This is a genomic window from Streptomyces sp. NBC_00306 (genome assembly GCF_036169555.1).
Lineage (GTDB): Bacteria > Actinomycetota > Actinomycetes > Streptomycetales > Streptomycetaceae > Streptomyces > Streptomyces achmelvichensis.
Map to the genome: position 1 here is coordinate 4,315,182 of NZ_CP108032.1, position 12,685 is coordinate 4,327,866.

Annotated in this window: 10 protein-coding genes; 3 read left to right on the top strand and 7 right to left on the bottom strand. The window is 71.2% G+C overall.

What is annotated here, in order from left to right:
* Positions 1-61 precede the first annotated feature (61 nt).
* Together OHA05_RS19240 and OHA05_RS19245 are read right to left on the bottom strand one after the other, a co-directional pair.
* Positions 62-1,678, bottom strand: coding sequence for an ABC transporter permease (locus OHA05_RS19240; protein ID WP_328861258.1), 1,617 nt, complete (start codon positions 1,676-1,678; stop codon positions 62-64).
* Positions 1,675-2,574, bottom strand: a complete 900-nt coding sequence (locus OHA05_RS19245; RefSeq protein ID WP_328861259.1) for an ABC transporter ATP-binding protein — start codon at positions 2,572-2,574, stop codon at positions 1,675-1,677. The genes OHA05_RS19240 and OHA05_RS19245 overlap by 4 nt, the downstream gene beginning before the upstream one ends.
* A 93-nt stretch (positions 2,575-2,667) precedes the next feature.
* Here OHA05_RS19245 and OHA05_RS19250 point away from each other — a divergent pair, with 93 nt between their 5' ends.
* The gene (locus OHA05_RS19250) at positions 2,668-3,174 is read left to right on the top strand and encodes a GbsR/MarR family transcriptional regulator (protein ID WP_328861260.1); all 507 of its coding nucleotides are present in this window, start codon (positions 2,668-2,670) and stop codon (positions 3,172-3,174) included.
* Positions 3,175-3,235: 61 nt separating this feature from the next.
* Here the strand turns inward: OHA05_RS19250 and OHA05_RS19255 are convergent, their stop codons facing one another.
* Both OHA05_RS19255 and OHA05_RS19260 read right to left on the bottom strand, forming a co-directional pair.
* Positions 3,236-4,459 carry a GDSL-type esterase/lipase family protein gene (locus OHA05_RS19255; RefSeq protein WP_328861261.1) on the bottom strand — a complete coding sequence of 408 codons (1,224 nt, stop codon included), beginning with the start codon at positions 4,457-4,459 and terminating at the stop codon, positions 3,236-3,238.
* 125 nt (positions 4,460-4,584) lie between these two features.
* On the bottom strand, positions 4,585-5,400 hold the full coding sequence (locus OHA05_RS19260; protein ID WP_313945075.1) for a diacylglycerol kinase family protein: 816 nt from the start codon (positions 5,398-5,400) through the stop codon (positions 4,585-4,587).
* Between the two features lie 153 nt (positions 5,401-5,553).
* Between OHA05_RS19260 and OHA05_RS19265 the strand changes: the two genes are divergently transcribed.
* A complete protein-coding gene (locus OHA05_RS19265) occupies positions 5,554-6,840 on the top strand; it encodes an adenylosuccinate synthase (protein WP_313945074.1) in 1,287 nt (428 codons plus the stop codon).
* Positions 6,841-6,920: 80 nt separating this feature from the next.
* Here the strand turns inward: OHA05_RS19265 and OHA05_RS19270 are convergent, their stop codons facing one another.
* Entirely contained in the window at positions 6,921-8,453 is a 1,533-nt protein-coding gene (locus OHA05_RS19270) for a substrate-binding domain-containing protein (protein ID WP_328861262.1), read from the bottom strand.
* 163 nt (positions 8,454-8,616) lie between these two features.
* Here OHA05_RS19270 and OHA05_RS19275 point away from each other — a divergent pair, with 163 nt between their 5' ends.
* The gene (locus OHA05_RS19275; RefSeq protein ID WP_313945072.1) at positions 8,617-9,498 is read left to right on the top strand and encodes a glycoside hydrolase family 19 protein; all 882 of its coding nucleotides are present in this window, start codon (positions 8,617-8,619) and stop codon (positions 9,496-9,498) included.
* 111 nt (positions 9,499-9,609) lie between these two features.
* On the opposite strand, the gene OHA05_RS19280 is transcribed toward OHA05_RS19275, so the two are convergent.
* Positions 9,610-11,775 carry a S1 family peptidase gene (locus tag OHA05_RS19280; protein WP_328861263.1) on the bottom strand — a complete coding sequence of 722 codons (2,166 nt, stop codon included), beginning with the start codon at positions 11,773-11,775 and terminating at the stop codon, positions 9,610-9,612.
* A 34-nt stretch (positions 11,776-11,809) separates the two neighbouring features.
* Positions 11,810-12,319: a hypothetical protein gene (locus OHA05_RS19285; protein WP_313945070.1), complete on the bottom strand. Its 510-nt coding sequence runs from the start codon at positions 12,317-12,319 to the stop codon at positions 11,810-11,812.
* Positions 12,320-12,685: the final 366 nt, after the last annotated feature.

Consider the following 12,685-nt stretch of genomic DNA (forward strand, 5'->3'; position numbering starts at 1 on the left):
GCCATGCCCGGCACGCGCCCCCGGCCGGCTCTGACCCCATGCCCGCGCCCGCGTCACCCCGTCACGTCAGGATGTCGCGCCGCCGCAGTCCCGCCAGGCCCGCCGCCGTGAACACCACCGCGAGCGCCAGCAGCACCCCCATCGGTCCCCAGGCCATGTCGTTGCCCGGCAGCTTTGGCAGATGCTCGAACGGAGACACCTTCAGGGCCGCGTCCGGCAGATTCAGGGCCGCGCCCACCCAGCCGAGCGCCAGCGACAGGCCCGCGTAGGCCCAGGCCAGCCCCGCGGCTCGCGGGACGATCCCGTAGACGGCCACCGCCACCGCGCCCAGCAGCCACACCGCGGCCACCTGCACCAGGCTCGCGCCCAGTACCGGACCGAATCTCCCGCCGTGGCCCAGCGCGAGACCGAGGCCGCCGAGCAGCATGATCAGCGCGGCGCCGCCGAAAGCGACGAGGAGGTGGCCGGCAGCCCATCGCACCCGGCCGACCGCCGCCGCGAGGACCGGTTCCGCGCGCTGCGAGGTCTCCTCGCCGTGCAGCCGCAGCACCGACTGCACGATGTACAGCGCGGCGACCATGCCGAGCATCCCCACCATCGCGGCGAGGAAGGCGTCCGTGATGCCGGACTGCCCGCCCATCCGCTCCAGCATCTGTCGGGTCCGCTCGTTGTCGCCGACCAGATCGGCGGCCCCCTCCGCCATCCCGCCGAACATCAGTCCGGCGAGCAGGAATCCGGTGCCCCAGCCCGCGAGGCTGCCGCGCTGGAGGCGCCAGGCCAGGCCGGACGCGGTCGCGAGGCGGCCCTCGGCGGGCCCGGGCCGGGCCGCCATGAAGCTCATGCCGACGTCGCGCCGCCCGGCGAGCCCGTACGCGACGGCGCCCTGGAGCACGACGGCCGCGGCGAACAGGAGCAGCACCCACCAGCGTTCGGCCGCGAAGGGCCGCAGGTTCTCCGCCCAGCCGATGGGCGAGAGCCAGGTCAGCACGTGCGAGCCGTCGTCGCTCGCCGCGTCGCCCGCGGCCCGCAGTGCGAAGGCCAGCCCGAGCGCCGCGGCCGTCAGGCCCTTGGCGAGGCGCGCGGTCTCGGTGAACTGCGCGATCATCGCGGCCATGGTGGCGAAGACCATGCCCAGGCCGCCGATGCCGATGCCGAGCGCGAGCGCCCCGGCCGCGCCTTCGGCGGCCAGCCCCGCCGTCACCAGCAGGGCGAGCGCGGTGTTGGCGACGAGGGCCACGAGCAGCGCCGAGGTGAGCGGCGCACGGCGGCCCACCATGGCGGCGGACAGCATCTCCTGGCGGCCGGTCTCCTCCTCCTCGCGGGTGTGCCTGACCACGACGAGCAGGCTCATGACCGCGGCGAAGGCGGCCATGAAGACGGTGTACCGCCAGGCCACGATCCCGCCGAGGGAGTCGTCGAACACCGGTCCGTAGAGGGAGCGGAGGGAGCTGTTGGCGGCCATCGAGTCGACCACGCCGGCCCGTTGGGCGGGGGTCTCGTAGACCTTGCCGAGCGTGTTGCCCGCGCTCGCGGTCGTCCCGCCGATCGCCAGGACCCACAGCGGCACCATCACGCGGTCGCGGCGCAGACCGAGCCGCAGCAGCGTGCCCGTCCCCGCGAGGGGCCGCGATCCGCCCCCGCGCGCAGGAGCGAATCCGGCGTCGGCCACCGCGGTCATCGCGACATCGCCTCCTCCGGCGTGTAGTGGCGGAGGAAGAGCTCTTCCAGGGTGGGCGGGGTACTGGTCAGCGACCGCACACCGGACCCGCTCAGCGAGCGCAGCACGGCGTCGAGCCGGTCGGTGTCCACCTGGAGCTTCACGCGCGTCCCCTGGATGTCCAGGTCGTGCACGCCGGGGAGCTGGGCGAGTCCGTTCGGCGGCCCGGCGAGTTCGGCGGTGACGCTCGTCCGCGTGAGGTGGCGCAGTTCGGCGAGCGATCCGGTCTCCACGGTGCGGCCCCTGCGGATGATGCTGACCCGGTCGCAGAGGCTCTCCACCTCGCTGAGGATGTGCGAGGAGAGCAGGACGGTACGGCCGCGGCGGCGCTCCTCCTCGACACAGCTCTGGAAGACCTCCTCCATCAGCGGGTCGAGTCCGGAGGTGGGCTCGTCGAGGATCAGCAGGTCCACGTCGGAGGCGAACGCGGCAACCAGGGCGACCTTCTGGCGGTTCCCCTTGGAGTAGGTGCGCCCCTTCTTGGTGGGGTCGAGTTCGAACCGTTCGAGCAGGTCGGCCCGGCGTGCCCGGTCGAGGCCCCCGCGCAGCCGGCCGTAGAGGTCGATGACCTCGCCGCCCGAGAGGTTGCGCCACAGGGTGACGTCTCCGGGCACATAGGCGATACGGCGGTGCAGTTCGACCGCGTCGTGCCAGGGGTCCCTGCCGAGGAGCTGGGCGGCGCCGGAGTCGGCCCGCAGCAGTCCCAGCAGGACCCGGATGGTGGTGGACTTGCCCGCGCCGTTGGGGCCGAGGAAGCCGTGGACCTCACCGGTCTCGACCGCGAGGTCGAGGCCGTCCAGTGCGTGTGTCCGCCCGAACGACTTGTGGAGTCCGGAGACGGTGATGGCCTTCGTCATGCTTCGGAACGTACGCTGTTTTCACAAATTTGTGAAGTTAAGGAAGCGTATAAACTCGGGTGGCCAGGCCGGACGAGGGGAGACGATGGGGTCATGAGCGGCGACGACAGCGCGAACGGGCGGGCCGGTGACGAGGCGGTCTCGCGCTTCGTGGAGCGTTTCGCGGCCGAACTGACCGAGGCCGGCATGCAGCGGATGGCCGCGCGGGTCTTCGTCGCGCTGCTCTCCTCGGAGAAGGGCAGCATGACCTCCGCCGAGCTGGGCGAGCAGCTGCGGATCAGCCCGGCGGCCGTGTCGGGGGCCGTGCGCTACCTCAGCCAGGTCGACATGGTCAGCCGCGAGCGGGACCCGGGCTCACGCCGCGACCGCTATGTCCTGCACAACGAGCTCTGGTACGAGACCTTCACCCGGCGCGACCAGCTGCTGACCCGGTGGGAGAAGGCGCTGCGCGACGGCGCGGCGACGCTGGGACCGGACACCGCGGCGGGGGCGCGGGTCACGCAGACCGCCGAGTTCTTCGGCTTCCTCCAGCATGAGCTGGAGGGGATGATGGACCGCTGGCGCGTCTACCGCGAGGAGCACGGCATCCCGGCGCCCTGACAGTCGCTCGCGGCAACCTCGCGCACCCGGCCCGGCCACGGAGACCTCAGTGGCGCCGCCGTCAGGAACCCTCACCCGCGAACGCGCCGCCCGCGCCGAAGGCCAGCGCCGCGAACCGTTCGCCCATGCGGCGGTGGGTGGCGGCGTCCGGGTGGAGGTCGTCCGGCAGCGGCAGTTCGGCGGAGTCGTCCTCGCCGTAGAGCTCGCGCCCGTCGAGATGGTGCAGATTCGGGTCGTCGACCGCCCGCTGCTTCACGATGCGGGCCAGCTCCTCCCGGATGACGCCCAGCGTCAGCTTTCCCGCGGCCCGTTCGTCGGGGTCGCCCGCGGCCCGGAACCGGAGCTGCCCTTCGCCGACGCCGCTGAAGTCCGGGATGCTCGGGCCGGGGGTGTCCTCGTGGATCGGGCACAGGACCGGCGAGACGACCAGCAGCGGAGTGGTGGGGTGGCCCTCGCGGATCGTGTCGAGGAAGCCGTGCACCGCGGGACCGAAGGCGCGCAGCCGCATCAGGTCGGTGTTGACGAGATTGATGCCGATCTTGACGCTGATCAGGTCGGCGGGGGTGTCCCGCAGCGCGCGGGCCGTGAAGGGGTCGAGCAGGGCGCTGCCGCTGAAGCCCAGGTTCGTCAGCTCCACACCGCCGAGGGAGCTCGCGAGCGCGGGCCAGGTGGTGGTGGGGCTGGCGGCGTTCGACCCGTGACTGATCGAACTGCCGTGGTGCAGCCATGTCCTGCGGCCCGTGTCCGGCACGGCCTCGACGGGCGCGTCGGTGCGCAGGGCGACCAGTTCGGTGATCTCGTTGTGCGGCAGCCAGATCTCGACGACCTTGTCGCGGCCCGGGAGTCCGGAGAACCGCACGGTGCCGACCGGGCCGGGCAGCGTCTCCGCGGACCCGGTGGTCATGTCGATCATCAGGACGTTGCCGCCGGGCACACTGGCCTGCCGGGTCAGCGCGCCGTCGACGAGCAGGTCGTACACGCCATCGGGCCGGGGCGGGGCGCCTTTGTACGCGTTCTTGGTGCGCAGCGTGTCGAGCTCGACGACGCCGGCCCGGGTGCGGAACACCAGCCGTACGCCCGAGGGCTGGGCCTCCGCCATGGCCAGCTGACCGTCGGTGTTCTGGGCGCGGGCCCGGGCGGGCAGCCGGTGCGGCAGCCACCCCTGCTCCGTGCGCTCCAGCTCCAGCGCGCCGCGCAGGAGGTCGGCCGTGACGGGGGTGGTGGTCCAGTCCGTCGCCGGGTCCGCCGTGGGGGTGTGGGGGGTGTCGTCGCGCCGGTCGTTCATGGACTGCATTCTGCTGGCCGGATACGTGGTGTGCCCAATGATTATCCGCCCCTCGGCCCCTCGGCCCCTCGGCCCAGCAGGCCGGCGCCGGCGCCGACGGGCGGCCGTGCTCGGACGGCGAGGCCTCAGCCCCCCGACGCCGTCGCCGCCGACGGCAGTGTCAGTCCCCACGCCCCCGGCCGCAGCGTCCAGGTCCGCGTCCGCACCGGGCCCGTGATCAGCGTGTCCGCCCGGTACCGGAAGTCCGGGCCCGAGACCGTCACCGTCAGCGCCTTCGCGACCAGCGGGTCCCCGGAGGCCGATGCGCGGACCGTGACCTCCGCCCGCCCGCCGCCCGTGCGGACCGTCACCGCCTCCACCAGGCGGTCCAGGTCCGACAGCAGGACGCCGTCCGCCTCCACCCGCAGCCGGTGGGTGCGGACCACCGCCGGGGGCGCGGGTCTGACCAGGGTGCGCACCAGCGAGCGGCAGGTGTTCCACACCGAGGTGCCGTTCGCCCCCGACCCGGGTCCCGCGACGGCCGGGATGGACAGATCCCCGAGCACCACGCCGTCGCTCTCGTCCACCAGCAGATCCAGCCGCCGTACGACCCCGTCCAGCACCGCCCGGGCCGCCGCCACCGCAGTGCGGGGCACGCCCAGCGAATGCGCGAGATCCACCGCCGGGCCGACCGGCACCATCGACAGGGCGCCGTCGCCGAGCCACCGGTCCCGGTGCAGCAGCGACACCGCACGCAGCAGCGTCCGGTCGTCACCGATCACCACGGGGCGCCGCGAGCCCCTGCGGGCCAGCGCCCGCGCGAATTCCTCGGGTCCCTCCGGAAGGCAGATTTTCGCCTCAGAGCCACCGCACAGCACATCTTTCGCGATCCGCACGGACTCGCCGTCACTTCGGCGGGCGACCGGGTCGATGACCACCAGCAGCTGGTCGTGAGCCGACACCTCGGTCCTTCCTCGGGTAGCATCTTTGTGCAAGAGCCCCTTGCGCTATTGCGCCAGGGGCTTCGTCTATTCCGGGGCAACAGGTCCGCAGACTCAGGCACGGCACACGCCCCCTGACCTTGGACATGCCCCGCCCGGAAGGGGTGTACGCCTGTGCCCGCACTTGTGCTGCTCGGTGCTCAGTGGGGTGACGAGGGCAAGGGAAAGGCCACCGACCTGCTCGGTGGATCCGTGGACTATGTGGTGCGTTACCAGGGCGGCAACAATGCCGGCCACACGGTCGTGGTCGGCGACCAGAAGTATGCGCTGCATCTCCTCCCTTCCGGAATCCTCTCGCCGGGGTGTACCCCGGTCATCGGCAACGGGGTCGTCGTCGACCCGGCTGTCCTGCTCTCCGAGCTGAGCGGGCTGAACGACCGTGGCGTCGACACGTCCAAGCTGCTGATCAGCGGCAACGCTCATTTGATCACCCCGTACAACGTCACCCTCGACAAGGTGACGGAACGGTTCCTCGGTAAGCGGAAGATCGGCACCACCGGCCGGGGAATCGGCCCGACGTACGCCGACAAGATCAACCGCGTCGGCATCCGCGTCCAGGACCTCTACGACGAGTCGATCCTCCAGCAGAAGGTCGAGGCCGCGCTGGAGTCCAAGAACCAGCTGCTGGCCAAGGTCTACAACCGCCGGGCGATCGAGGCGGAGAAGATCGTCGAGGAGATGCTCCAGTACGCGGAGAAGCTCCGGCCGTACGTCGCCGACACGACGCTGCTGCTGAACAACGCGATCGACGAGGGCAAGGTCGTCCTCTTCGAGGGCGGCCAGGGCACGCTGCTGGACGTGGACCACGGCACGTATCCCTTCGTCACCTCCTCGAACCCCACGGCCGGCGGCGCGTGCACGGGTGCGGGTGTCGGACCGACGAAGATCAGCCGGGTGATCGGCATCCTCAAGGCGTACACGACGCGGGTGGGCGCGGGCCCCTTCCCGACGGAGCTGTTCGACGAGGACGGCGAGGCGCTGCGCCGCATCGGCGGCGAGCGCGGTGTGACCACCGGCCGTGACCGCCGCTGCGGCTGGTTCGACGCGGTGATCGCGCGCTACGCGACGCGCGTGAACGGTCTGACGGACTTCTTCCTGACGAAGCTGGACGTGCTGACGGGCTGGGAGCAGATCCCGGTCTGCGTGGCGTACGAGATCGACGGCAAGCGCGTCGAGGAGCTGCCGTACTCGCAGACGGACTTCCACCACGCGAAGCCCATCTACGAGTACCTGCCGGGCTGGTCGGAGGACATCACGAAGGCCAAGACCTTCGCGGACCTCCCGAAGAACGCGCAGGACTACGTGAAGGCGCTGGAGTCGATGTCGGGCGCGCCGATCTCGGCGATCGGCGTGGGCCCGGGCCGCACGGAGACGATCGAGATCAACTCGTTCCTGTCGTAGCACCGGCCGTGCACGACGACGCCCCCGGGACCGCGGTCCCGGGGGCGTCGTCGTCCTCCTTCCCGCCACCGGCCCCCGGCTCAGTCCTCGCCGCAGATCCGCAGCCCCTTCGGTGTTCCGCACGGCAGATGCCCGTGGGTGCGGATCACGTCCTGTCCGCTGCCGCGCGTGAGATAGCCGAGGAAGCTGGAGGCGAGAGAGTCCGCCGGCGGCTGCCCGTAGGTGTAGGCGTACTCGATCTCCAGATACGGGTACACGTACGCGCTCCTGCCGATCTCGTCGACGTTCGGCGCCTGCCCGCCGATGCTGAGGCGGTGCGCCCCCTTCAGCCCGCTGCCGGAGCGCAGTTCGCTGTACCCGATCGCGCCCGGCAGCCTGGCCACCGTGGCGAGCACCTGCTCGGTGCTGTCGAGCTCGCAGCGCACGACCGGCGCCTGCGGATCGTCCCGGTGGGCGCAGTCGCGTGAGGAGTTCGCCGGTTCGTTGCGGTGCAGCACCCGGCGCTGGAAGACCTCGCGCGTACCGGAGTTGGCGTCCCGGCTGACCAGCAGGACAGCCAGATCGGGGCCGCCGAGCTGCTTCCAGTTGGTGATCTCGCCCGCATAGATGCGCCGGACGTCCGTGAGGGAGAGGTCGCGCACGGGGACCCTGTCGTTGACGACGAGCGTGAAGAGGGAGACCGCGACGCGGACCTCGCGCAGCTGCGGATACCCGCCCGGCTTGGGCCCGTCGGAGAGCGCGACGAGCGCCGGTGCCTTGTCCTCCTCAGCCCCTTCGTCTGCCAGCGCCCGTATCCCGGCGGTGCTGCCGTGCGCGTCCACCACGACGGTGGCGCCCTCGCAGTCCTTCTCGTACTTCGCTGCCAACTCCCGTACGACGGGGGCGAAGGCCGTCGACCCGGTCAGTGTCAGGCTGCCCCGCTGGCACCCCATGGGCGGCGGGGCGTCCTCCCGTACGACGATGATCGAGGCCAGCACGATGACGCACGCCGTGAGCAGGACCGTGATGGTGCGGGCGGCCCGGCTGAAGACCGGCGGTTTGTCGTCGGGTGTCGTGCTGCGGTTGGGCCGCACCTCGCCGTCGCGGATGCCGCCCGTGACGCCGATCGGGCTGCCGACGTGGCCGCCGGTCAGCAGCACCAGCAGTTTGTAGTGCTCGCCCCGGTTCAGCGGGACGCGCGGCAGGTGGATCGTGCCGTCCGTGTGCCGCAGGCCCGCCGTGGGGGTGAAGTGCTCCATCAGATGGTCGGCGTCCGCGGGCTGGGTGACGGCGATCGCCCGGACCGTCCGGTCCGCGAACTCCGCCGTCAGACCGTGCACTCCACGGCCCGTGTAGTCGTCGCCCGCGATCGACTGCGCGCCGTCGTTCTCGATGCGCAGCAGGACGAGCGTGGCGTCGGACATGTCGGGGGTCTCGTTGAACAGCCCCAGCCGTACGTTCCCCCGGCCGCCGCCCGGCGCGTTGCTGCCGATCGGGGTGTCCAGCTGGACGCGGTATCCGATGCGCTTGCGCCGCGGCACCCGCCGCTCGTACCAGAGCACCGCGCCGGAGGCCAGCACACCGAGGAGCGCGGTGAGCACGGCGACGACGTTCTCGGGGCTCAGCCATTCCACGGCGGTCACGGTAGGGCGAATCCCCCTGAGCGCAGGGGAGTTGGGGCATTCGGTCGCTCAAGATTCGCCGTTCGTTCAGTACGTAACAACCCTTGGTCTAGACCTTGACAGGTCCAGACCAATGCCGTTCGGTGTGGGTGACCCCCACGGAAGGACGGAACTCATGCTGAGACGCGTCACCACCCTGCTCGCGGCATTCGCCATGGCCATCGGGCTCGCCGTCTTCATCCCCAGCACCGCGTCCGCGGCGGCCTGCGCTGCCGCGTGGAACTCCTCGTCCGTCTACACGGGCGGCATGTCCGCCTCGTACAACGGCCGCAACTACCAGGCCAAGTGGTGGACCCAGAACGAGCGTCCGGGCTCCGCGGACGTCTGGGCGGACCAGGGCACCTGTACCGGCGGAGGCGGCGGCAACCCGCAGCCGTCGGGCTTCGTGGTCAGCGAGGCACAGTTCAACCAGATGTTCCCGGGCCGCAACTCCTTCTACAGCTACAGCGGTCTGACCGCCGCGCTCAGCGCCTACCCGGCGTTCGCGAAGACCGGAAGCGACACGGTGAAGAAGCAGGAGGCCGCGGCCTTCCTGGCGAACGTCTCCCACGAGACCGGCGGACTGGTCCACATCGTGGAGCAGAACACCGCCAACTACCCGCACTACTGCGACCGCAGCCAGCCGTACGGCTGCCCGGCCGGCCAGGCCGCCTACTACGGTCGCGGACCGATCCAGCTCAGTTGGAACTTCAACTACAAGGCAGCGGGCGACGCGCTGGGCATCAACCTGCTCGCCGACCCCTGGCGCGTCGAGCGCGAATCGGCCGTCGCCTGGAAGACCGGCCTCTGGTACTGGAACACCCAGAACGGTCCCGGCACCATGACCCCGCACAACGCCATGGTCAACAGCCGCGGCTTCGGCGAGACGATCCGCAGTATCAACGGCTCGCTGGAGTGCAACGGCGGCAACCCCGGCCAGGTGCAGAGCCGGGTCACCAAGTACCAGCAGTTCACCCAGATCCTGGGCGTCGCCCCCGGCGGCAACCTGTACTGCTGAGCCAGGCCGGCACCCACGCCCACGTCCGGCACCGCCAAGGGCGGTCACCGACAGGTGACCGCCCTTGGTCCGTTTGCCGGCCCGGCTCGCACGCCCGGCCGTTGCCGCCGGCTATTGGCTGACGGTGCCGAACGTGTCGCCCGCGGCCGGAAGTCCGCCCGAGCCCGGCTGGTACGAGACCACCGGATCGGCCGCCCCGCCCACGATGTTCGCCCACGGCAGGGCGTGGAGCGCGCCGCGTGCGTTGGGGCCCAGAGGCATTCCCACATAGAGGTGGCCCGCCGCCGCGGTCATGTAGCCGCCCACGGCGTGGGACGTGCCCGGTGCGCCCGGCAGTCCGGACTTCCCCTCCTCGACCACGACCTCGGACGCGCCCGGGCTGCCGAGCAGCGGCACGATCCGAATGGCACCCGCGTCCTTCACGCTGCCGATGTCCTCACCCGGGACACCGATCGACAGCAGCAGGCTCTTGTCGGTACTGACCGCACCGGGCCGGGTGTTCACGGCAGCCACCTTCTTGCCGAAGGCGTCGCCCGCCTCGTGCTCACCGGCGATGCCGGTGGTGCCCTGGCTGATGTCGGCGAGCTGCGTGATTTTCCCTGCCGCGTCCACGCGCAGTGTCACCACTCGTCCGGCGTCCTTGACGAGAGCGCTACCGGTGCCCATGTCCTCGCCGGGGGAGCCGATCGCAAGGATCGAATCGGTCCCGGTGGACGTGGCGGACGGACGGTACTCGGCCATCGCCAGCGAGGCACCGAACTGGTCGCCGGGCTCGGCGGCACCACTGATCAGGTCCGAGTCCTCGTCGAAACCGAGCAACGGGGTCGGCCCGCCCGAGGAGTTGATGGCGTGGCCGTAGATCTGGACCCCGCCGGAACCGGAGTCCGTGCCGACGTCCTCGCCCGGGGTGCCGACGGTGAAGTGGCCGGGCGATCCGGCGACCGTCGTGCCGAAGCGGTCGTCCTTCTCCGCGGCGCCGGCCGCGCCGGGCTTGTCCTGGTGCGTCGAGGCGTTCGTCGTGCCGCGCAGGTAGAAGAGATTGCCCGCGTTCGCGACGTCGCCCAGGTCCTCGCCGGGCACGCCGATGGCCAGGTACGGCTCCCCGGTGACGGTGGCGCCGGCGGCCAGGGCGTGGCCCATCCGGTCGCCCGCCTCGCCGGCGGACGCCTTGATCGCGCCCGCGCCGCTGCCCTGCTCCAGGGTGAGGGCCGTCTGTCCCTTGGTGAGACCGCCGGGTGCGCCGTACAGGACCTGCACCATGCCGGCGTCGGCCGCGTTCCCCAGGTCCTCCCCGGGGACGCCGACGACGAGGTCGGTGCAGCCGTCGAGGTTGTGGTCGAAGACCGCCAGCGCCTCGCCGAACTGGTCGTCGGGCTCGGCGCCGCCCGGGACGCCCGCGGCGTCCTGGTTCAGTTCCGTGGTGCCCTTGCCGCCGCCGTGGACGATCCGTACGACGCCTGCCCTGGCGTCCGCGCCGACCGCGGCCTTGGGGTCGGCGACGGCGATGTCGCGTTCTCCGTCGCAGTTGAAGTCGGTGGGGCGGGCGGCGGTGACCGTGGCGGTGATCCAGGTGGCCAGGTCGTCCGAACGGGAAGCGACCGCGCCGGTGCGGGTCTCCTTCTCGCCGAAGCATCCCCCTTGCCAGGAACGGCTGTTGACGCCGACCAGCTGGGCGATCCCGTTGGTCTCGCGGAGCAGAGGGCCACCGGTGTCACCCTTGCAGAGCGCGCCGTTCACCCCGGTGACGCCGATGTCGTCGGTGCCGACGGCGTCCACGGTGAAGGCGGCGGCGTGCGCGGCGGACGGCACCCACTCGGTCCTGGTGCGGCCGTAGCCGACGGCTTTCAGCTGCTCGCTCGCCGTGGCGGCGGTGGCGGACACCGTGACGGGAGCGGCGCCGGTGGTGGGCCTCGCGAGCCGGGCCAGCACGATGTCGCGTCCCGGACGGGGCACCAGTTCCACGATCTCGCCGGTCTTCCCGGCAACCGTGGCGATGGTCTTGAGTGCGGGCTTGCCCGCCTGCACCGAAGTGGTCTCGGGGTCGGCGGCGAAACAGCTCGCGGCGGTGAGAATCCACTGCGGCGCCACGAGGGAGCCGGTGCAGGTGCGGGCGGTGTCGTCGGCGCCGATGGCCAGTGCGGCGGCGAAGGCGTAGCTGCCCGCAGGGGCGGTGTCGCCGGCGACGGCGTGGGCCGGGGTGGCGGTGAGTGCCCCGGCGGTGGCCACGGCGGCCACCAGGGCAGCGGTCACGGCGGCCCCTGGACGTACGGAAGTCACGTTTCTCGATTCCTTGACGCTGGACACGGCCGGGTCAGCCGGTGACACGGATCTCGACGAGCACGGACTGCGCGCCCCCGACGGTGCCCTCGCCCACGCTCTCGAAGCCGTCCTTGGGAACGTCGACGGTGGTGGTGTCGCCGTTCGCGGTCAGGTCGGCGCTGATGGGGTGCTCGGCGGTCTCCAGGGCGAAGACGCGCGGCAGTTCGAGGGTGAGGTATCCGGTCTTGGCGGTGGCCCGGAAGCAGTAGTTGCCCTTGCGGCCGGCCGCGTCGTCCTTGACTGTGTGGACCTTGATCTCGCCCGGCGAGGTGTCGCACTCCACGAGCAGAATGCGTCCGTCGCCCTTTTTCAGCTTGATTCCCTGGGTCGCCAGAATGTCGGCGGCGCCGGGGTAGCCGTAGTCCTCGACCGCGACCGGCGGAGTGGCCGCCGCGCTTCCCCTGGTGGCCGATTCGTCCGCGACGGCGAAGGACATACCGACGATTGCGACGAGGGTGCCGACGGCTCCCGAAACAAGAAGACTACGAGTGCGGAAAGCCACCGCACACTCCCTTCAGGCGGCACCCGTGCATTCATAGGTGAGCCGGAAACGTAATTGCCCAGTAAAGGTGACGAGTGAATCTAGATTGCGCTGTGACGGATCGTCAACTCACTTTCACCCAGGGGTCGTTGCGGTGAGCAGGGTTTTGGGGGGCTACTTCCCGCGCTGTCCGATTCTGATGATGCGTGCGTCACATGTGTATTGACGTGCGACGGCATCCTGATCGACGAGTGGCGCAGGTATGGAACGGAACAAACTATTCCGGTTATGTGGGCAGCGGCCCGTCGCGCGGCGGCTGGGCGGTCCAACTTCCCGAATAGAGGCGGGATATGCTCCCGACGCCATACGGAAAGGCGGCAACACCCG

Bases quoted from the DNA above. Each gene is read 5' to 3' on its own strand.
- OHA05_RS19240 (WP_328861258.1), bottom strand. From the start codon at position 1,678: ATGACCGCGGTGGCCGACGCCGGATTCGCTCCTGCGCGCGGGGGCGGA.
- OHA05_RS19245 (WP_328861259.1), bottom strand. From the start codon at position 2,574: ATGACGAAGGCCATCACCGTCTCCGGACTCCACAAGTCGTTCGGGCGG.
- OHA05_RS19250 (WP_328861260.1), top strand. From the start codon at position 2,668: ATGAGCGGCGACGACAGCGCGAACGGGCGGGCCGGTGACGAGGCGGTC.
- OHA05_RS19255 (WP_328861261.1), bottom strand. From the start codon at position 4,459: ATGAACGACCGGCGCGACGACACCCCCCACACCCCCACGGCGGACCCG.
- OHA05_RS19275 (WP_313945072.1), top strand. From the start codon at position 8,617: ATGCTGAGACGCGTCACCACCCTGCTCGCGGCATTCGCCATGGCCATC.